Here is a 21,466-nt window from a genome sequence, read left to right on the forward strand (position 1 = left end):
AGACGCCAACTTCATTTGGATAACATCTCGTTTATCAATTCTACTTTCTTTTCTATTTCTGCGGGATCGGAATGAATGGGGGAGGATTCGATTATTTTAAGATTTTCATCTGCTATCATAATTTTCGGCTTACCTCCGGAAATGCCAAATTGTTTGAGAATCTCACCATTTTTATCCATCACAACTGGATAAGGTTCACTTTTTAGTTTACTCTTTTGAATGTTGTAAAACGGGAACGATGTTTTGAACGGTTCCACTATCAAAAGTGAAAAAGTTTGCCTATTCATGGATGTTATCTTCTTCATCCATAAACGAATATTTTTAAAAGTCTTTTTCCCTTCCGACTTTGATCCCGGTTTAGGTAGTAGAAAAAGGATGAAACTTTCCTTTTGCATTTTGGATAGTGTAAGCTCGTCTCCTTCAACAGTTTCAAAGGATTGTTTAGGAGTATGGGTTAAAGGAATTGCGTCTGCGGATAGTTGAGCAATTGCCGGCAAATTAATCAATAACATCAATCCAAAAAGTGCTATTCTCTTATTAAATAAATCCATAACTGATGATCAATTCCTTTTTTATTAATAAATACCCCCGGTTATCAACCGGGGATACCTGATGGGATTGTTGGTTAGGTTAGGGATGTAGGTAACATTCTATTGCGAGTTCTTTGCTAATTTTATTTCGGCCAGCCAAGTTGTTAAATCATCAATAACCGTATAGAAAACCGGCACTACAACCATCGTAAGAATGCTTGAGGCCGTCAGTCCGCCAATAATAACGATGGCCATCGGGGAGAATCGTTCAGCTCCCAATGCCAGCTCCATTGCCAGTGGCAGCATTCCAATAACTGTTGAGAACGTCGTCATCATAATAGGACGAAATCGAACGGCAACGGATTTCTTCACGATCTCTTCGCGACTCTCGCCTTTCATCTGGTGCAGAATAAAATCAATAAGGATAACCGAATTATTAACAGCTATACCTATCAGCAGGATAAAGCCGATCAACACAGACATGGAGATTACTTTACCGGTAACGATTAAAGCAATTGCAGCACCCACCGCAACGAGGGGAACCGCAAGCATAACGGTAAACGGATGAATGAAGGAACGAAACTGAGCAACCATCAGCAGATACACGGCAACCAAAGCAGCCAAAAGCGCCGATAGCATTTGCGAACGCGCTTCCTGGAGATCAGAGTTTTCACCGGTCACCTTCATTTCATATCCGTCCGGTACATTCATTTTGTCAATCGATGTTTCAATGTCAGCAATAACGTGACTGAATGCTCGGTCGTAGGTAAATCCTAACACGTCAGCTGTCCTTATCAGGTTCTCCCGCGTGATGAGATTGGGAGCAAGCTGCTTGTCAGTTTTTGCAACTGAGGATAGCGGCAAACCCGGTTTTAGTCTGGTCTGAAGCACATCATCAAGTACTTTGCGCTGGGTTGAATCATATCGCACGACAATGTTAGGATCAGTACCATCAGAAGCATCCAGTCGCGTAACCGGCAAACCATCAACGGCGGCAAAAGTCTCTTGTGCTATGTAACTCGGCGTAAGATCATAGAATGCGGTATTCATCCGATCGATGGTGAATTGCACTTCGGGTCGTTCGAGCGTCCACTGGCGATAGATATTGACCGCTCCTTCCACATTGCGAACCCGTTCGGCCACTTTTTTAGCCAGTTTGTTAAGTTGCTCTAAATCCGGTCCGGATATGCGCACGTCAATCGGGGCCGAGGTAGTACTTTTCGCCGTCCCACCCATTGCCTTCAAGACGGCCGTACGGATGCCGGGGATGCGGTTTATTTTATCCCGCAGCTGTTCCTCAATTTCCCAGATCGAACGGTCGCGCTCTTTACGGGAAACCAGATCAACGGTAATAAAAGCCTGCTGGACACCCATGGCACCAGCATCGCCAAAGAATTTAGCATCAGGTTCAAATCCAATCTGGGATGTATAGTTTATTACATCCTGATCCTCATTGAGCAAATCTTCAATATCACGGACGATCGTTTTTGTCTGTTCAAAGGAGCTTCCAGCTTCGGCTTCCATGGATATAAAGAACGAACCGGAATCCAGCTTGGGCAGCACCTCCATTCCCCGCATCGCCAGCAGAGCCATGCTTCCGATGAATATTATCAGGATACCAGTCAGCAGAATGGCGCGGTGCTTCAGCGACCAATCCAGCAGAACCAGATATCCGTCCCGCAATTTGTCCATGCCACGATTAAATGGTGCAATATATTTTTTGATCCATGAACCAAATTCTGACTTATTTCTTTCAAGAAGAAAAAACATGAGTGGGATAAGCGTTACAGCCATCACGATGGAAGCGCCAAAGGCAAAGATCATAGTAAGCGAGAGCGGCCCGAAAACCTTGCCTACAAAACCCGTCAAAAATTGGAAGGGGATCAATACTATGATTGTCGTGGCCACGCCCACCAATACGGCAAAGAAGACTTCTCCGGTGCCATCAATAGCGGCCTGTTTGGCAGATACGTCTTCCTCGTCGTAATGCCGACTGATATTTTCAATAACAACAACCGCGCCATCCACAACCATACCGACCGCCAGAATAATAGCTGAAAGGGTTACTAAATCCAGCTCCATACCGCTGAGTTTCATAAGGGCAAACGTCAGCAGAAAACTCATAGGCATAGCTATACTTACGATAAAAGCACGTCGAAAGCTCTCCAGGAACCCAAAAATGATTAAGGATGCCAAAAAGAGTGCAAGGACAATGGTAGTGGCCATATTTCCTGTTACCTGCTCGGTAAAGGACCCTTCCTCGGTAGCTACTTCGAATTTCAAATCTGAATACTGCTCTCGCAGCTCCGGAAGTTCAGCAGTAACGCGATCCACTACCGCCACAGTATTTGCATCATCCTGCTGCAACACCTGCACGGCTACTACTTCCGTGCCGTTGGCACGGAATGCACTTTTCGGGTCAGCCACACCATCTTCTACCTCAGCAATGTCCCCGATTAGCAATCGCTGATTGTTCTTATTTTTTACGGGGATACTTTTGATCTCCTCAGCTGTAGTCAGGGATTCATCAAAACGTAGTAATACTTCGCGACGGCTGTTATCGATACTGCCCAACGGTCTCGATATATTGGCTGTCTGTATAGCTTGGCTGATAGCTCCCAGCGTCAATTTTGCTGCTACCATGCGGTCACGATCAATTGAAATATTAATCTGCCGTCGGTATCCTCCAAAAATATCAACCGCGGCGACCCCTCTCAGACGCTGTAACGCCGGAGCGATCTCGTCATCGGCCATTTGCCGAACCTTCCTCAAGTTGCCGTCATGCGCACTTATGCCAAGGGTTATAACCGGCTTGTCGCTTGAACTAATTTTTAAGACACGTGGATCATTGATCGTCTCAGGAAGACTACCCCGAATTCGACTAACTGCATTCTGTACATCGACAGCAGCCAAATCCACGCTTACATCATATTGAAACTCAGCTGTGACGAGCGAAAGGCCATCTTGCGACTTGGAGGTCACTTTGGCAATACCATCAAGGGCGGCCACTTCTTCTTCCATATCCTCCGAAACTTTTTCGGCTACATCCAAAGCCGTCGCACCCGGATATTGAGTAATAATGGTCACTACCGGAGGAGATGTTTCCGGGAATAGCGATATCGGAAGCGTCAAATAAGACTGCGTCCCAAATACTAGAATGGCAAGAGCCAGTGCATAAATCGTGTACCTATTTTTTATTGAAAATCCTGCCCAGTTCATAAAACCTTGTGCTCTAAAATTTAATTATTCAATGTTCTTTCACGAACGATTTCTACTTGGTCCCCGGATTCTACATTATTGACTCCGGAACTGATAATGTTATCAGTTGGAGAAAGGGGACCTTCCACCTGTCGATATTCTTTACGTTGAATACCCAATTGTACCGGTATAGCTTCTGCCTTTTGCTGATCGTTAACTTTGAAAACCCGTGGTGAGTCTCCTCTTAAATCGATCGATGATACGGGCACCAACAAGGCATCTTTGTACTTATTGATTTCGAAGGATAACGATACCCCGGCCCCGGAAGGGCGCCCACTGAATGGCCCATCTGGGAAACCCACAAAAACGCGTACACTTCGGAACGGTGGTTTGGCTTGAGCATCAATTCGTTCTACACTGCCTTCTATACGTTGATTCTTCCATTCTGCTGTTACCGGACTGCCTACGTTAATACCTTTTTGAATATCTTGCTCTAATACGTCAGCATAAACTACAGGCTGGCCCTGATGGAAAAAGAAGACCGGCTGGTTTGGACCGATATTGCTTCCCTCACGAATCATAATGGATCCAATGGTACCTTCTGCGGGGGCCTTCAGTTGTGTTTGTTTTTCCCGCTCTCGCACTTCTTCCAACGCTGCTTTTGCAGAATAATAACTACTTAACGCCTGCTCATAGTTAAAGGCTGTTTTATTAAAGACAGTTTGGGAAATAGCTCCCTCATCATATAGCGTACTATCGATACTGACTTCCCGTTCCCAAAACGATTTAGCTGATTGCGCCTTTTCAAATTCGCTCTTTGTACGACGAAGTTGAGCATCCAGCTCGGGGACAGAAACAGTAGCCAATACCTGCGCTTTGTTAACTTTTTCTCCTTCCTCAACATGTATTTCGTCAAGTGTACCCCCTATGCGGAAAGATAGCTTACCGTCTTTTGATCCGGCTATAGTTCCTAAATAGGGAAGATTTTCATTAATGGTCTGTACAGAGGGCTGAGTGACTTCGACGGCAATGCTGGTATTTTCTGTAGAATTGTTTTCTTGCAGCGCTGCAGAACTACTCTCATCAGTAAGCCACAAAATAGCTACCGTTCCCAGCAGGGCTATCAGAAAGACGGTTAAAATATCTTTTTTGTTCAAATTCATAGTGGTTCACCTTCAGCCAGTTTTATTGCCATTTCTTTATTTAGTTGTCCTGTTAGTACTGCGATATTTAGATTAATCATTCTAAGTTGCGCACGCATTGCAATCAGTTCAGCACGTACGCTGTTTAATTTAGATTCTGTTGTCAACAGGTCGGTCAACGTAGATCTTCCTTCACGATACGAAGTGTTCTCAACGCGATAGGTTTCCTCCAGATACGTTATCCGCGTTTGGGTCGATTGAATTCGTTTTTGCGTTTCAAATTGCGCATTGGTTAGCTTATTAAGCTGCTGGCGGTATTGTTGACGGGTTTGCTCCAGTTGGATTTGTTGGGATTTTGCTTCCTTCTTCTTGACTTGATTATTTACAATTCTTTTACCGGCAAACAGTGGAATACGTAAGCGAACTCCGACCATCCACTGATCATCAATTTCAAGATCACTTCCCGACCGAAATCGTTCGGCTGCGAAAAGGTTAAACTGGGGCAAAAAAGCGCGAAACGAAGCTTTTGCTTTAAAATCTGCTGCCTCCTTTTGATGCTGGGCTGCAATTACGGAAGGAGCATCTTCTGGAGCTACGTTATCCGGATTGAAGGGGTAGTCATTTTCAAAATCAATCGGTTTGATATCAGCTAATGTGAGTTGTTGTTTCAGGGCTAAATCATCCGAAAGTCTTAATAAGGTTTGGTCAATACTGTTATTTGTTGAAATAACAGCGGCTTCTGCATCAACAATTGTGTCATCCATTTTTAACAAGTCTACTTCGGCGACCCTCCCCTCATGATATAGCGACTCCAATTGCTCTCTATTTTTCTTTAAAGTTTGTATACGTTCCTGCTGTACTTTTTTTAGCTCTCTAAGCTGCTGGAGTTGAATAAAGGCAGAACTGGTCGATTCGATCGTCTCCATTTTAGCCAATTCATATTTGATATTGGCCGCATCGGCAAGCGCTTTCGTTTTTTTACGTATAGCACGACTTTCCCCAAAATCAAAGACTTCCCAGTCGGCCTGTATATTGGCCTCGTAGATCTGGTCATCGAGAGGTGGAAAGGCTCCTTTCTGACGTATTGGGGTTACAATTTGGGGGTATTGTGAGCGGGTATATGACAGGCTGCTATTTATTTTGGGGAAATAATCAGAAGACAGTATTCCGCTCGCTGCATCTGCCGCCTCTTTATCCGCTTCGGCAATACGTGAACTTGTAGCATGCTCTAAAGATCGATCTATAGCCTCAGACAACGACGTGGGGCTTTCCTGAGCCTGTGTCGTCAATACAAAACCACTAACTATAAAACAGCTGATAAAAAGTATACGTGCAAGTTTCATTAGTCTTAATTATATGTGAGCGTTCACTCACAATATAGTTACTTGCATTGCTCGTGTCAACAGTATACTTACACGTATATTACAAAAGGGGCTGGTATTGGAAAGTTTACCCACTCTCTACAGACAAATGATCCTCTCCACCTTCCATGATTAGACTCATTGTATGATACAGCAAACCTTTGCAAGCAATCGTTCTTCAAGCTATTATGCAATCCGAAAGCTTGAGATTTATGGCAAACCCACCGACTGTACCGCCATAGGCATGAGTTGCAGGAACGAGATTACAGACCTTGAAAAAATATCAAAAAATAAAATCGGAGAGGCGCACCCAGAAGGGCAGTCTATGTAAGAGGGGTATCGTTTTTGAGCAAGAAAAATAAAATTTCCTTGGGCAGACCTGGGTCAAAACGACGGAGTATTTCTATGAGAATACTTGAGAATTGAATTAATCCCACTTATAAAGAGGATGCCAGTTTTCGGTCTATTGGTAGAGGTTACAAAAAGGGAGTCTTTGAAGGGATTGAATCCTAAGAGACCTATATAAAACGGACACATTTTTCTGAGAAAATTGAGATTCAATTAAATAGGTTAATCACCATGACGTATACTCAGATGTGGGTAGGGGTGGTCGTTTTAATTTTGAGGAGACCGAAAATTGTATTTTAAGTTTTTTGGGCAACCATGAGGAAAATAGGAAATAGTTTAGTTTCACCATTTTCATCAACCTCTTGTTCCATTTTGTAGGCTGTGGAAAAGTTTATTTTTGTAAAGTCCTGTTCCTCTACCAAATTTGCTAACTGCTTTCGATCAAAGCCTTTATGGACATCATCAACATCATGACCATGAAAGGAGCCATCTTCTTTATCAAGATCAGCTACACAAAGGTATCCCCCAGGATTTAGTAGCTTATAAAATTGGTTGAGGATACCTCGGGTATCTGGAATATGGTGGAGAGTCATCATCGTATAAACCAAATCAAATTGCTCGCTGGGTAATGGGTCACTGGTTAAATCAAGCTCGAACGGTTTCATGTCATCAGCTGCCCTCGTTCTTATTTTGTCTCGCAGTACTTCTAACATTCCTGTCGAACTATCAGCTAAGGTGATAGGACCTATTTTTTCACGGAGTTCGAAACTAAGCTGTCCAGTACCACAGCCATACTCGAATGCAGACATGTTGTTAGAAAGTGGGACCTGTGAACTAATGACATCCGCAATACTTCTTGCCCGTTCTTGACTTTCAGGGGTATCCCAATCTCTGGCTTCTTCATCAAATCGTGACATAACGTAAAGGTTAAACTAAATTTTAGGTAGGGTATCTATAAATGAACCTAAAGTACTTCAATTTGCTACTGGTTTCCAAAATGGCTAACGACCTTGCACTTAACCGGCAGGCGCCGGAGCGTTGATTTATTTATGAAATAAAAGATTAATTAATAAATGGAAGGGAGGCAAGGAGAGGGCGAGGCCTGTCCGTCGTTGACGCCCTTTGTTATATTATCCTTCAAGGGTGAGTACATTATTAATTCTTATATCCTGTCTTGTAAGAACTTATAAATGGTTTCAATCCCCTCGTCGGTAAAATGACTAAACTTATTTTGGCTCAGGTTGTCACAAAAGAACAAACAGCCAACTGATAGTAATGCCTCTTGTTTTTTGTAGCTCTTTCATCTCAAGCATTGTAACAAATATACATCGCTATATCATTAGCTTAGTCAATCAGAGATCCAATGATTTTAGAAGTGCTAATAAGCAGAAAGTAAATTTATTCTCATCGCCCTTAAAAGGTATTTACAAATACCCTGCTTACATTTATTTATGTTACTAATTCTATTTTGTGTTATAACTCAACATTCCAATTAAATCAGCATGCCATGAAACGGACGTTGTTAACCACGCTATCGATCCTTTGCATTTTTATGGGGATCACTTTTCAATCTTCAGCTCAACAACAAGCAGACGAGCCCAGTCACAAGGATCTACCGTTGGATGCCCAGCGAACAGTATCCCTGGATACTAATGAGGGAACTTGGATGTCGCTGGATGTTCATCCGGACGGCGAAAAGATCATTTTTGATTATATGGGTAACCTCTACGAGTTGCCCATAGACGGCGGAGAGGCGACCCAGCTTACCGAAGGCATGGGGTTCGACTCGCAGCCGCAATACAGTCCCGATGGACAAAAGGTCGTATTTATTTCCGATCGGAGCGGCGGTGAAAACGTCTGGATTCTTGACCTCGAAAGCATGGAGGTCGAGCAGCGGACGACCGGCAAAAACTATCGCATGCAAGGTCCCGCCTGGACACCGAACGGTGAATATATTGTGGCATCGCGAGCCGATCTCAGAGGCGGCGTCCACAAAATGTGGCTCTATCATGTGGATGGCGGAAGCGGCACAGAATTGATGGATACGCCCGAAGATCTAAAAACAATTGAGGCGGCCTTCGGCGGCGACGGCCGGTACCTCTGGTTTTCGCAGCGCGAAGGCGACTGGGATTACAATGCCACGTTCCCGCAGTACCAGATAGCGAAATACGACCGCAACACAGGGCAACGCCACCAACAAACCGCTCGCATTGGATCGGCATTTCGTCCGACGATCTCCAGCGACGGCAAGTGGATGGTGTATGGCACGCGATATGACACGGAAACCGGCCTTCGGCTTCGCAACCTGGAAAATGGCGACGAACGTTGGTTGGCTTATCCCATTCAGCGCGACGATATGGAATCCCGGGCTACCCGCGGAGTACTGCCACGCATAGATTTTACGCCGGATAATAATGCGGTTGTTGCCTCTTATGACGGTAAGATATGGCGCATCCCCATTGCTAAAAACAGTGAAGCTACGGCTATTAATTTCTCAGTTGATACGAATCTGGACCTCGGTCCCCGACTCGATTTCGATTATCCAATCAGCGACAGCAACGAATTTACGGCTCGACAGATTAGAGACGCCGTTCCGTCGCCGGACGGCAGCAAGCTCGCATTTACCGTGCTCAATGACCTGTATGTGATGGAATTGCCTGACGGCACGCCCCGCCGTATTACCGATTTTGACTTTACGGAAGCGTTCCCAACGTGGTCACCGGATGGGGAATGGCTTGCCTTTGCGACCTGGAACCCCGAAGAAGGCGGACACATTTACCGCGTCGAATCCGATGGCGGAACGCCCGAAAAGCTGACCGAAAAGTCGGCCATCTATCAACGACTGGCGTGGTCAAAAACACAGGATCGTATTGTGGCTGTTCGCGGCGAAGATCGTAGCTATTATCAATCGCCGGGCCCCTACGTCCCTTTTTCGGCGGATGAATTTATCTGGATTCCTTCCGATGGAGGGACTGCCAATTTCATTGCCAGCACTGAAGGACGCGACCACCCCCATTTCATTACCGACAATGACCGCATTTATCTGACGAACAATGATGGGGAGCTTGTTTCTATCCGCTATGATGGAACCGACGAACAAAAACACGTCCGAATTTTGGGCGCCACCGTTCCGGGATCCGACAGCCCGGAGGAAGCCTCCGTCATTCTAATGTCCCCTGAAGGAGATCAGGTGCTAGCTCAAGTGAACAATGACTTATATACAGCAACGGTGCCGGTAACGGGAGAAACCCCGTCTATCAATGTGGGCAGTCCCGACGATGCCTCCTTCCCGGCTTCAAAACTGACCGACGTTGGTGGACAATTTCCCGCCTGGGGATGGGACAGCAACACCGCTCACTGGTCGATCGGTAATGGACACTTTATGTATAATCTGCAAGACGCGGCCCAGCAGGAGCGCAACCAGAAGAAATACGATCGCCAGAACGAAGAAGAGAATGAAGGTGACAAAAACGGGAACGGTGATGAAGAGGACCCCGACCGTCCCGACGATTATGAGCCCGAAGAGCTAAGCATTGAGCTTCAGGCTCCACGGGATATCCCGCAGGGTACGCTGGTACTGAGAGGAGCCCGCATCATCACTATGGATGGCATGGAAATCATAGAAAATGCTGACCTTGTTATTACGGACAACCGTATAGAGGCGGTAGGCAAAAGCGGCGAAGTGGATATTCCATCCGGAGCAGAGGTTCGGGATGTAAGCGGCAAGACCATCATTCCCGGTTTTGTGGATACGCATGCGCACGTGCGTCCGTTCCGCAACCTCCATCAGCCACAAATATGGTCATTCATGGCCAACCTGGCTTACGGCGTCACCACGCTGCGTGACCCGCAAACCAGTACCACTGATCTGCTTACCTATGCTGACAAGGTTAAAACGGGCGACCTTTTGGGCCCACGTATTTACCAGACCGGACCGGGCGTTTTCTGGTCAGAACAGATTGAGGATCTCGATCACGCGCGGGACGTGCTTAAGCGGTACAGCAAATATTACGATACCAAGACGATTAAAATGTATGTGGCCGGTAATCGCGAGCAGCGCCAGTGGATTCTACAGGCGGCCAAGGAGCAGGAGCTGATGCCCACCACCGAAGGGTCGCTGGATATGAAGCTGAATATGAATATGCTTATCGACGGCTATCCCGGCCAGGAACACAACTTTCCTATTTCCCCCGTTTACGAGGATGTCATCAAAACAACGGCCGAATCCCAGATGGCCTATACGCCTACGCTACTGGTCACCTACGGCGGCCCCTGGGCAGAAAATTATTTTTACGAGCATGAAGATCCGTCCAATAACAAAAAGCTGCGCTATTTTACCCCACGCCGCGATCTTATAAGTAAAACACGTCGCCGGGGCGCCGGATGGTTCCATGAAGAAGAATACGTGATGGATCGGCAGTCGAAAATTGTAAAGGATCTTTACAATGCCGGTGGCATTATTGGCGTTGGCAGCCACGGCCAGCTGCAGGGACTTGGGTACCACTGGGAGCTGTGGGCCATGGCCTGGGATGACTTGGATCCCCATAAAGCGCTGCGTATTGCCACCATTCACGGGGCAAAGGCGCTGGGACTTGACCAAGATGTGGGAAGCATCCGGGAAGGCAAGTTGGCCGACCTGGTCATATTAAATGACAATCCCCTGGATAATCTTCGCAACACCAAGAAGATCGAGGCTGTCATGAAGAACGGCCGGTTGTATGATGACGAAACGCTTGACGAAATATGGCCGCGCCAGCAAGACAGCGGCCCCCTTTGGTTCCACCACGATGAGCCCGATAATCTTCCGGGACTAGAGCGTTAAGCGTAAATACTTATCAACACCATTGGAGGGCGGGATATTCTCCCGTCCTTTTTTATATCAGCAAGTATTTCTAGGCGATAAGAATGCTCTTCGTTGCATAGCCTCCCCCTCTTTTCAACCTGTTGTATTACCTTATCCGTAGCTACTGCATAAAACGAACGGATTGGATATCTGCATCTGCTTTCTCGTAATATCTTTTGACAATATATCTCAGCTTGTCCTCTTGATCTGTTTTAATTGCCACTCCAATTATTCCAACCTTTTTTCCATTCATTGCTCACTTAGCTGGACACTAATAGTATTATCCACAAAATTATTTTCAGCTGACCTTTCAAATTCCGCCATATATAAAACGCTACCGCTGAGCAAATAAGCGCCTCACAGGAAAGTGCCCCTCTACTACTGAGCCACTCCTACTAAGAACAAGAATTCATAAGTTTGGGGAAAGGCAGGACATGATCCCGAGGAGTTGTCCCATTGGTTAAAGAAAACACCTCCGTTTTAAAACTTGTCTTTTAAAAGCGGACGTGTCGGTTATATTGCCATAATAATAGCTATTAAAAATACATTTATTAATCCAATCGCTATCCAGTAGCGCCAGTGTACGATGAAGTCCCAAGCTTTATGTATGCCCTCTCTTTGTGAGGCAAATTCATTTTTATGGCCTTTATAGATACGATCATGACCTTTTCTTTGCATGACGCCCCACTCCATGGTGCCCCTAAAATAGGAAAGTAACCCTTGTAGTCGCCACCAGGAATGAATTTGACGGTATCCAAGATTCTCTACTATTGCTCCCCCTAACAGTATAAATACATCTCCGATCCTTGGATATTTGCGTAAGGTATATTCTTCGGCCAACACTGAAGAGATCGAAAGTATTATTCCCAACAGGACCGTTGCTATTAGAAATAGTACGGCAAACTCAAAGTACACGATACCCAAAAACAGTTGCACCGCGAATAACAGATAGCTGCCAATTTCAATGATGGGTCCGAACAGTTCAAAAATCAAGAAAAACGGAAGAACAACCATTCCCAGCAGGTTATGCTTCGGGTTAAAGATCATACTTTTATGCTTGAACATACTGTAGGCCAGTCCCTGCTGCCACCGTTGGCGTTGCTCTTGGAGCGTATCCCAGTCCGTAGGTGCTTCGGTCCAGCAAACCGGATGCGACATAAACTTGATATTGTAGGGAATATCGTTTTCGCGATACCACCGGTGAAGCCGTTGTACCATTTCGACATCCTCTCCTACGGTTTCTTTATCATACCCACCAACGTTAATCAGACTCTCCCTTGTAAAGATGCTGAAAGCCCCCGACATGATAAATAATCCATTGAGGGTATCGAATCCCACGCGACCAAATAAGTATGCTCGAAGATATTCGACCGCCTGAATCACTTCCAGGAACGTACGAGGGGTAGATATCTGTTTTATACGCCCGTTTTCAATTTCACAGCCATTGGCCAATCGTACAATACCCCCCACAGCAATGGTATTTTCGTCGGCCGAAAAGGCAATCGATAATTTGTTGAGAACATCGGGTTCCAACAGGGAATCGCTGTCAACGGAACACACCAGCTCCTTGCGGGCGGCATTTATTCCTGCATTCAGGGCATCAGCTTTACTGCCTCGTTGTTTATCAATAACAATAAGATTGTCAAAGGTTTCAGAACCGTAGACCGCCTTATTCGGTTGTTGTTCAATCACTTTCGGTATCACCCGATCCAATTCGAAAAGCTCAAAATGCTCTTTCAGACGTTTCATCGTCTGATCGCTGCTACCATCATTGATAACAATCACCTCAAAGTCATGGAACTGTACTTGCAACAGTGATTGTACCGAAGAGATAATATTTTCTTCTTCGTTATAGGCCGGGACAATGATAGACGTGGATTTGTATTGGTCCGTTTCATATTGGCCGGTCAGCCGGAATGTTTTCATCAATTTCGACTGCGTGCGAATTTTTACCAACGAAAGGCCAAGCAAAAACAGGTAAAACCCATTTATTGAGAAAAAGTACAGTAGTATGCCGAAATTTAATACCTCTAGTAAGTCGCTCATGTGCTAAGAAATCCTAAAGAGATGTGATTGCACTTCCTGCGACTCCTTTTTTACTCCGTAAAAAATATTCTCTGCAGATATTGTTTTGTTATATGCCAAATACGCTAACAACTCGTCGACCTCCCCTCCCGCCTTTGATAACGCCTGCGCAGCTTCATACTGCACGTCATAGTTGCTGTCTAGGAGCAAAGGTACAATCTCTCGATGATCCTTTTCGGTCCCGAACTTTCCCAACGCAAAAGCACAAGCCTGCCTGATGCCAGAGTGAGGACTTTCCACAGCTAATTCCCGAATAAGGGGCGCTGCCGTAACATAGTAGAGCCTGCCAAGAGCTCGTATACATTCCGCTATAACGTTGGGCTTTCCTTGTTCTTGGTTTAGAATAATAAGATAACAGTGCAATGTATCAGCCTGTTCCAAGTACCCAAACTGGGGAACGCAACGTAGCAGTGCAATTTTTACATTCGCTTTAAGATCGTCTCGAAACAGCAGCGACGGAACTAACTTGGATTCTTTAGCCGTCTGCTCGAGTTCCGGGCGATGGTATTCGTGCAAAATTTCCATAAAGGAATGCAGAGTAGCATCGGACCGTTGAATATATTTTTTAATTGCTTTCCTGCGCACCATGACATCGGTGGCTCGCATAAGTGCAGAAGTAGAGGCATGGGCCAGTATCAATGATCCCCGATCGATGTATTTCCAAAGTTTATCGACAATGTCATCCGGGAGAGCATGAAGATGACGAAAGTAGTCAAGAGCATCCAGCTTTTTGTGCTCCGAGAACGTACCTAAATACGTCTGATAGGTATTGTATAGCAAGTCAATTTTCAGCAGGTCCTGTAACCGGTCTTTATAGGACCCTTCCAAATCCTCAATTAGCTCATATACAATCTCTTGAAACGCCCGGGCCGTGGACCAACTACCATCTAAATAGGATGTTATTTCTTCTTTTGAGGCTTCGCCTTCCACATATCTAAAGACCAGGGAAAGGATTTCTTCCTGGCGGTCGGTCCGTAACGTTGTTTCCCAACTATTAATGAATCTCTTGCCCACAGCTAAAAGCACCACTGATATCGTAATGAACCCCAAACCAATAGTCAGATTGTACAGTAACGCATAGCTGATAAGCATCGTAATAACAGTTATATCTTAATGTTGAATACTACCCAATTAACCTTACGACTCTCATCAAAAGTTCTTCCACTGAGAAAGGCTTCGTCATATACTCATCCGCCTGAAGATCAAACCCCGTCTTTACATCTTTTTCCTGCCCTTTGGAAGTCAGTATTAACACTTTCATATCCTTCGTGGACTCCCTTTTGCGCAGTTCCCGCAATATTCCGAACCCATCCATTTCGGGAAGCATGATATCCAGAATAAGCAATGCAGGATTTTGCTCAATCGCCAGGGCTAACCCTTCCTTTCCGTTCCCGGTTTTAGTGACTGAATAACCTTTCTGCTTTAATTTGAGCCCCATGGTATACGATAACACCATGTTATCTTCAACAATTAAAACATCTGCTACATCTTTTCGTGACCTATTCTGAGTTGATTGTGACATAAGAAATACCCCTTTAGATAATTTATCTCTCCTAGTAGTTACTCTTGAATGCTTAATAACCTAAAACCAATTATTTGAACACACTGATCACCAATTTTAAAAAAATTGCTATAAATTTCTAATAGATGAACAGATCTTAATAATACAAGCGTACCCCCTGTCGATTCGTCTGCATTTATTACTTTTTAAAACCTATAGCATGTCGATCTCTCCATAAAAAAGGTCCCGATAGCCTATCACTACCTCGGTTAATCCCAGATATAGTACACGGCGTAGGTAAACCAGCACTTTGCTCACCAGTAGAACAATTTATGGTCAAAGACTGGAAGGGGAATATTTTACTCCAACCGATACAGGGACCATATAACGGGGCCGTTTCAGTGTAATCCCGACCAATGACGGGAGGCGGTTTCGTTTGTGATGCAATGGCGGTTTTACAAGAGAGCATTTAGGCCTGCCTTATATAAATATCACCGCAGCTGAGTATCCCCTTGTCAATATACTCGTCCATCAATTGTTGGGGGGGTCGCAATAGTGTTTGCCCGCTGGCAACGCTAGTTGCAACCAATCAGTATCCGATGCATAGCAGAAATGTGTTCTATTGCATAATAGATACAACGTGCTGCAGATCCCAATAGCCTTTAAATCCGGCCTTACAAAATTCTTTCAAAAAATTTGTAAGGATTACCCTCCTCATCGGTCTTACTAACTTACTAAAACCCAGCCTACAAGGGTTGATATAATTAGAGATAATTTAATATCTTGGCTGAAAGAAGAATTATCGCAAGAAGAGACAATAATATTCTGGCTATGGATGATGTTTCATCCAACTGCGTTGGCAAAGCATACAAATTACTGGACATTTCGGTATTTACATTATAAAAGGAGAGTAAACAATAGGTAACTAAACTGGGGGTAACAGTTATGAGTGACCGTCTATTTCATGCCTTGCGGAAACAACTCGAACACAAAGTGTACTTCGTCAATGATGTTGGCAAACCATATGACGATATGGTAAACGAATTGGAAATTTTTGATTTCAAGTATAAGGGACAACAATGTCAACTTATTCTCAATGGAGACATTACATTAAAAACACAGCAAAATGAAAAGGAAATCGGCTCATACCAAGAGTTAGTCAATGAACTTAGGCATTCCGCTTCCAACTCTCGCGTAAACTCGTAGATTACTCAGTAACCTGAGTAGCTTCTGTGACTGCCTCTTAAACAATCTCAAAGAGCTTCTCCTCAGAAGTTATGTAATTTTAAAACTCCATAAGGGCGAGCTATAAATTTTTAAAAATAATAGTGGAATAAATTATTAATAACTGACCTATAGGGGACCATTGGGTATCGTTCAAACGGTTCTAATTGATCGTTATGTGATTGGGTATCCATATTTTTCCTACCTTGGCTAACAATATATTGCTGTCCACCTATGCCGATAGCTGGCGTAGCGATCCGGTGCATAACATTCATATCCAAGCGTTTAAAAGAAGCTTACGGTTGGGACATTATCCAGCAGTTGCCCTTTCGGCTCATGCTTTCAGTGATGGTATGGAGACCCAGATCCAAGATGGTATCCCATGGGAGAGCTCTGGACTATGACATCCAACTTGAACTGCTTCGCATATTACCTATGGGTTTGTTTTTTTCTTTTGATCTGTCATTAGATAACCCGCAATATACCTTCACTGGGGGCTATTCAGATATAGCAGGCTCACGTGACCCTTCTAAATGGACTCCTCTTCCAGGTCCGCTTCTAAGAATGTCATTTCGGGCTTGGTCAGTAATCTTATAAGGCAGATTACTATATATTCCTTCTACGATGTTTTCCCCAAAACTTTGACAACAATACCGCGGCCCCTAATATGAAACCAATTGCTATAACTATCCAATAAAATCCCATGCCCATCACTCGTAATACTGCTCCCCCAGCGATGAACAGCCCACTAAAAATTCCCATTGCTATCTCATCTTCTCCTGGTAGATTAATCATGGTTTTCCCGTTTAGCCAACATTTTTTCCCTTATTTCAAACATTGATAATTTGAAACCAAAATAAAATTAACTTCTTTTAATGTTCTGTAGTTTCGAATTCTCCTGCCGACAGTAGGTCCGCACCACATTTATTTACTTATAATGATTAATAGGAAAATAAAAAGCGGGCCGCAGCGATGCACTAATACGAGAAAAGTAGGATAATATCCTGTAGGAAAGCTAAATCATGAGTTAAGAGTATACTGAAAACTAAAATTTCAGTACTCAGTAAATATTACTCATACATTTGGAACAGTTTGTCACCTTACTTCCCGATTTGACAACACAGAATAACAAAAACCTGCTCTTATAATCCATAATAGCCATCTTTTTTATAACAGAATACGTTAATAGAATATTGGCCTAATATTTGTAGCTATTATTCGTACTGTACTTTCGGCTAAAATTGTAAATGGATCATCTTATTGAACTTCTCTATGTTTGGTCGCAAAATAATAGCACTTCCTGTCCTATTTAGTCTTATTATGGGATTTCATCTCAGTGGGCAATCGCAATCCCTGGAATACGGATTGACGGCAGGGCTGAATATTAGCAATCACACCGATAGGTTTCGGAACTACGAGAGCAATCAATTAACACCCAGTTCGGCCTTGGGTTATCAAGTGAGCTTTATGACTCGAACAACCCTAAACCAGTTGCTGAAAGCGAGTCTCGAACCTTCGATTATCATGTTGGGAGCCAATTATAATGAATCCATTACATTGAATGGGAGAGAATTTCAAACCGATATCCGATCGAAGCTGTACTATTTGCACCTGCCGGTATTGGTACAATTCTATAACGAGCCGAAAAAAACAGGGCGCACCGTATACGGGAATCAAATCATGCAATACTCCTATCACTTTACCGTCGGAATATTTGGGGAATACTTGCTAAACGCGCGCCTTACCGGTGACAATATTGACGGCAATTTAACTCGAAGCGTTTTCGAAAATGTTATTGACGCTTACTCCAAATATGATGCCGGTGGTGTCGTAGGCTTTGGCATGGAGTTCATTGATAAATATGGCTTTGAGACTCGTTTACAGCGTACCTTTTTACAGACTTATAATGGAAATCCACAGCTTAAACCCAAAAATTATGCCTTTAAACTCTCTTTTGTTTACCTACTGTAGCCACCGTTAAAAAGTAAACTGACCAAATAAGCGGAATAGTCTGACAAAACGCCTGTTGGTCGCCCCTTCTCTATTATTATAATTGTCCGTGATGTTAACGCCCATATCAGCATCCAGCCAAAAGTTAAAACGGATATCATGTTTGAGATCAAACACTTTTGTCCCCATAGGCTGATAACGAAAATAAAGAGAAGGACGAATGGTACGCTCTACTGTTCCTGCTAAAACTGCAGGCATCGGATTCCCATTGGGTAAGAAAGACGAGCGTAACTCTCGAAAATCTTCCGTACCCTTCCAATAGAATGTAATCGCTGGTTCAACTTTGAGTCCATGCATCCAATCGGGATAAAAAGTTGCGTAGGCTTTCGTCCTGATATAATCACTAAAATTCGTTGCCAATCCCCGCTGAGCATAAGTCCATTGATTTTGATATTGATTTGCTCTATAAGCATTGGTAGCTACTATATCAGTTTCCACACCCAGATCAAATTTATTGGCAAGATCAGTAACCGTAACAGAACTATTAATAGTAAAAGCGAGCGGAGATTTTGGAGATCCCGCGGGATCTTGACTTTTAATATCCATGTTATCAATCATCCCCTGGAAGAATAACGTAAACGAGCCCGTTTGATACCAAATACTACCGCCAAGCATCATATTACTATCGTTATTCATAGGGGCATTATGACTTTCAAAAAACAGGAAATGCAGCGGCAACAGGTTTCGCATTTGAATACTGGCCGTCTCACTGAAATACATTTCTCCCTCGATAAAGCTAAGCTTGAGGTTCGGGACTGGACTCCAATCTAACCGATGTAAAAACAGATATCGACGGAAGCGCCCCAAATCCATACGATCGACCAGTGAAGGTGCTGTCTGCGCCCATATTATCCATCTCTCCCAGTATGCTGCTGAACGATATCTTTGAGCTCCCAAGCGTAAACTGTATCTGATCAAAAGATTGTGGATTATCCGTTAAAAAGGATCCCTGACGATCAAAAACACTCCAATGATTATTGAAACGTCCTACATAAAGATCTACTCGATCACCATTAAAACCCAAATAAGTATCTTCACTACGGATATACAGCCGACGAACTGTATCCAACCCATCGGGATCAATATCGTAAAACCAGTCGAAGGTAATGCCCGCCTGACCTATCCAGTTTTTCCATTCGAGGTAACTATTTAACCTTGCCCTTGGTAGTATCGGCTTACCTTCTCCCATCGGATCGTCTACATTGAGGCGGTCACTGCTACTATGACGAGCACCGGGCTCAAATAATCCACCGACCCGCATACTGTCCACATTTTCTGGACGTGATTCAACACTTTTCTTAAGCATATTAACCCATCGCCTTTCCTTTTCACCCAAGCTGCTTACTTCCAGTTTTTTCAATGACTGATGCAGATCCTTCACAGCATACGGAAGCTTACTCGGATGCATTTCCAATAAATGTCCCCGTTGCTGCAGACGCTTGATATATTCATATTCCCAGCTGTTGGTATGTATAAGCCGGTTATCTTGGGCTTCCCCTTTTAAAGGGATGAGTAACAGCAGTACCCCCATGAAGAACATGAGCAATAATATATTACTTACTCCCAAGTAGTTTTTTCTGTGAATCCCTATCATATGTTTACACAGCATTTTCCAACGGATGCTAATTGAAATAGTGAATTCCAATATCCTCTATTTGTGGAGGAATTTCATCTTGAAATTATGAACAGGAAATAATCTTTTTAGTAAAGATAAAGCGACCAAATCATAGGCAGAGCCGTCCGCGCCACTACTTCCAAAGAAAATTTCAAAATTATCCTTTCCTACGCGACGACTTCTTTCATCTCATCTTTCCCTTCTTCAGCTTCTTTCTGATCCACTTTCCTGCCCACTGTCTTTGGCGGCATGCCGTATTTCATCTCCAAAATCTGAATTTGTCTTCGTGACGGCATGTTAATCCCTAACTTTTTTAAAAGTCGCCGTTTGATACGTACGGTAGGAAACAGTAACACGGTTATACCAAGCACGACTGCCAACAAGGTATTTACCTCCATCCATGAGAGAGCAAACGTCATCCCGGTAATGCCGACGGTATAGGCGTAAAGTATATAACAGGCCGCACGGTGAGAGAATCCCATATCGATAAGCTGATGATGGACGTGCCGGCGATCGGCTTTGAATGGGGATTTACCGCGAAGTACCCGAAAAAGAAATACGCGCAGGGTATCAAACAGGGGAACAATTAATACCGAAAGTACTATTACGGGCACGGCATTTTGATAAGGAACTTCTACAGGTGATGTAACTCCGGCCTGAACAAATGCCACGGCCAAAAAAGCCAATGAATATCCCACAACCTGCGAGCCGGTATCACCCATAAAGATAGAGGCCGGCTGAAAGTTAAAGCGCAGAAACGCAAGCAGCGATCCGGCCATGATAAAGGCAAATACGGAATGGGCCATCATGCCCGTCTCCCAGAACCACCATCCAAAAAATAGCGAAGCTATAACTCCTACCCCCCCAGCCAGTCCGTCAATACCGTCGATAAGGTTATAGGCATTCAAAACCACGATCATCGTAAAAAAGGTAAGCCCAAATCCGGCTTCGTAAGGAATTTCATACAATCCGAAAACGCCCCCTAGATTCGTTATAACCAACTCACCACCTACCATTAATGCCAATACGGCCATTACCTGTATCAAAAGCTTTTTGTAGGGATCAATAACCAGGATATCATCTTTTATACCAGAAAAGAATAGCAGCGTAAGACCCGCAGCGAGATAGGGCGCCCAATATTGCGTAGCATAGCCAGAGATGGAAAATACGATAAACACGGTAGCAAATATAGCTACACCGCCCAGATTGGGGATAGCGGTTACGTGCAGCTTGCGCTCATCCGCAGGATCATCAAACAATCCTTTGAGGTGCGATACATCAATGATTGAGGGTATCAGCCAATACGTTATTATAAACGCTCCTATTGCAGCCAGTATCGGTAACGTCTCCTTTAAAATGATTAATGCGTCCATCACATAGCCCTTTTTCGCTATTAGCCAACACTCTTGCTTTTTGGACTGACAAGGTATTAAAAATTTGGGAAAAGGTGAACTGTTAAACCCACCATTAATTTTTTTAATATTTATAAACTTTCTAATTCCATACCACAAAAAAGTTTTGATGCTCCCGTTATCAGCCTGTGTACTCACATACCATACTAATGATATTATAAAGGGAAATACCTACTGGGGTTCTCTTTTCAAAGATT

At 44.0% G+C, this 21,466-nt stretch carries 15 protein-coding genes; 4 read left to right on the top strand and 11 right to left on the bottom strand.

Going from position 1 to position 21,466, the window contains the following annotated elements:
- Positions 1–11: 11 nt before the first annotated feature.
- The 5 genes from ACQ4LT_RS13645 to ACQ4LT_RS13665 form a co-directional block, all read right to left on the bottom strand.
- On the bottom strand, positions 12–551 hold the full coding sequence (locus ACQ4LT_RS13645) for a hypothetical protein (RefSeq protein ID WP_445666614.1): 540 nt from the start codon (positions 549–551) through the stop codon (positions 12–14).
- Between the two features lie 99 nt (positions 552–650).
- A complete protein-coding gene (locus ACQ4LT_RS13650) occupies positions 651–3,749 on the bottom strand; it encodes an efflux RND transporter permease subunit (RefSeq protein ID WP_445666615.1) in 3,099 nt (1,032 codons plus the stop codon).
- 20 nt (positions 3,750–3,769) lie between these two features.
- On the bottom strand, positions 3,770–4,891 hold the full coding sequence (locus tag ACQ4LT_RS13655) for an efflux RND transporter periplasmic adaptor subunit (protein WP_445666616.1): 1,122 nt from the start codon (positions 4,889–4,891) through the stop codon (positions 3,770–3,772).
- Positions 4,888–6,213: a TolC family protein gene (locus tag ACQ4LT_RS13660; RefSeq protein WP_445666617.1), complete on the bottom strand. Its 1,326-nt coding sequence runs from the start codon at positions 6,211–6,213 to the stop codon at positions 4,888–4,890. The genes ACQ4LT_RS13655 and ACQ4LT_RS13660 overlap by 4 nt, the downstream gene beginning before the upstream one ends.
- Positions 6,214–6,875: 662 nt before the next feature.
- Complete coding sequence (locus tag ACQ4LT_RS13665) at positions 6,876–7,496, bottom strand: class I SAM-dependent methyltransferase (protein ID WP_445666618.1); 621 nt, start codon at positions 7,494–7,496, stop codon at positions 6,876–6,878.
- A gap of 590 nt (positions 7,497–8,086) precedes the next feature.
- Between ACQ4LT_RS13665 and ACQ4LT_RS13670 the strand changes: the two genes are divergently transcribed.
- The gene (locus ACQ4LT_RS13670; protein WP_445666619.1) at positions 8,087–11,401 is read left to right on the top strand and encodes an amidohydrolase family protein; all 3,315 of its coding nucleotides are present in this window, start codon (positions 8,087–8,089) and stop codon (positions 11,399–11,401) included.
- A gap of 534 nt (positions 11,402–11,935) precedes the next feature.
- Here ACQ4LT_RS13670 and ACQ4LT_RS13675 read toward each other — a convergent pair.
- From ACQ4LT_RS13675 to ACQ4LT_RS13685, 3 genes are read right to left on the bottom strand one after another with little or no spacing between them, the layout of a single operon-like run.
- Positions 11,936–13,468, bottom strand: a complete 1,533-nt coding sequence (locus ACQ4LT_RS13675) for a glycosyltransferase family 2 protein (protein ID WP_445666620.1) — start codon at positions 13,466–13,468, stop codon at positions 11,936–11,938.
- Between the two features lie 3 nt (positions 13,469–13,471).
- On the bottom strand, positions 13,472–14,599 hold the full coding sequence (locus tag ACQ4LT_RS13680) for a HEAT repeat domain-containing protein (protein WP_445666621.1): 1,128 nt from the start codon (positions 14,597–14,599) through the stop codon (positions 13,472–13,474).
- A 31-nt stretch (positions 14,600–14,630) separates the two neighbouring features.
- Entirely contained in the window at positions 14,631–15,029 is a 399-nt protein-coding gene (locus ACQ4LT_RS13685; protein WP_445666622.1) for a response regulator transcription factor, read from the bottom strand.
- 924 nt (positions 15,030–15,953) lie between these two features.
- Between ACQ4LT_RS13685 and ACQ4LT_RS13690 the strand changes: the two genes are divergently transcribed.
- From ACQ4LT_RS13690 to ACQ4LT_RS13700, 3 genes are all read left to right on the top strand, one after another.
- The gene (locus ACQ4LT_RS13690; protein ID WP_445666623.1) at positions 15,954–16,214 is read left to right on the top strand and encodes a hypothetical protein; all 261 of its coding nucleotides are present in this window, start codon (positions 15,954–15,956) and stop codon (positions 16,212–16,214) included.
- 224 nt (positions 16,215–16,438) lie between these two features.
- Positions 16,439–16,636 carry a hypothetical protein gene (locus ACQ4LT_RS13695; RefSeq protein WP_445666624.1) on the top strand — a complete coding sequence of 66 codons (198 nt, stop codon included), beginning with the start codon at positions 16,439–16,441 and terminating at the stop codon, positions 16,634–16,636.
- A 916-nt stretch (positions 16,637–17,552) separates the two neighbouring features.
- The gene (locus ACQ4LT_RS13700; RefSeq protein WP_445666625.1) at positions 17,553–18,203 is read left to right on the top strand and encodes a porin family protein; all 651 of its coding nucleotides are present in this window, start codon (positions 17,553–17,555) and stop codon (positions 18,201–18,203) included.
- Positions 18,204–18,209: 6 nt separating this feature from the next.
- On the opposite strand, the gene ACQ4LT_RS13705 is transcribed toward ACQ4LT_RS13700, so the two are convergent.
- From ACQ4LT_RS13705 to ACQ4LT_RS13715, 3 genes are all read right to left on the bottom strand, one after another.
- Positions 18,210–18,962, bottom strand: a complete 753-nt coding sequence (locus ACQ4LT_RS13705; protein WP_445666626.1) for a hypothetical protein — start codon at positions 18,960–18,962, stop codon at positions 18,210–18,212.
- A 16-nt stretch (positions 18,963–18,978) separates the two neighbouring features.
- The gene (locus ACQ4LT_RS13710) at positions 18,979–19,836 is read right to left on the bottom strand and encodes a hypothetical protein (protein ID WP_445666627.1); all 858 of its coding nucleotides are present in this window, start codon (positions 19,834–19,836) and stop codon (positions 18,979–18,981) included.
- A 188-nt stretch (positions 19,837–20,024) separates the two neighbouring features.
- Positions 20,025–21,230: an MraY family glycosyltransferase gene (locus ACQ4LT_RS13715; protein ID WP_445666628.1), complete on the bottom strand. Its 1,206-nt coding sequence runs from the start codon at positions 21,228–21,230 to the stop codon at positions 20,025–20,027.
- Positions 21,231–21,466 lie beyond the last annotated feature (236 nt).

The organism is Fodinibius sp. AD559, from assembly GCF_052712805.1.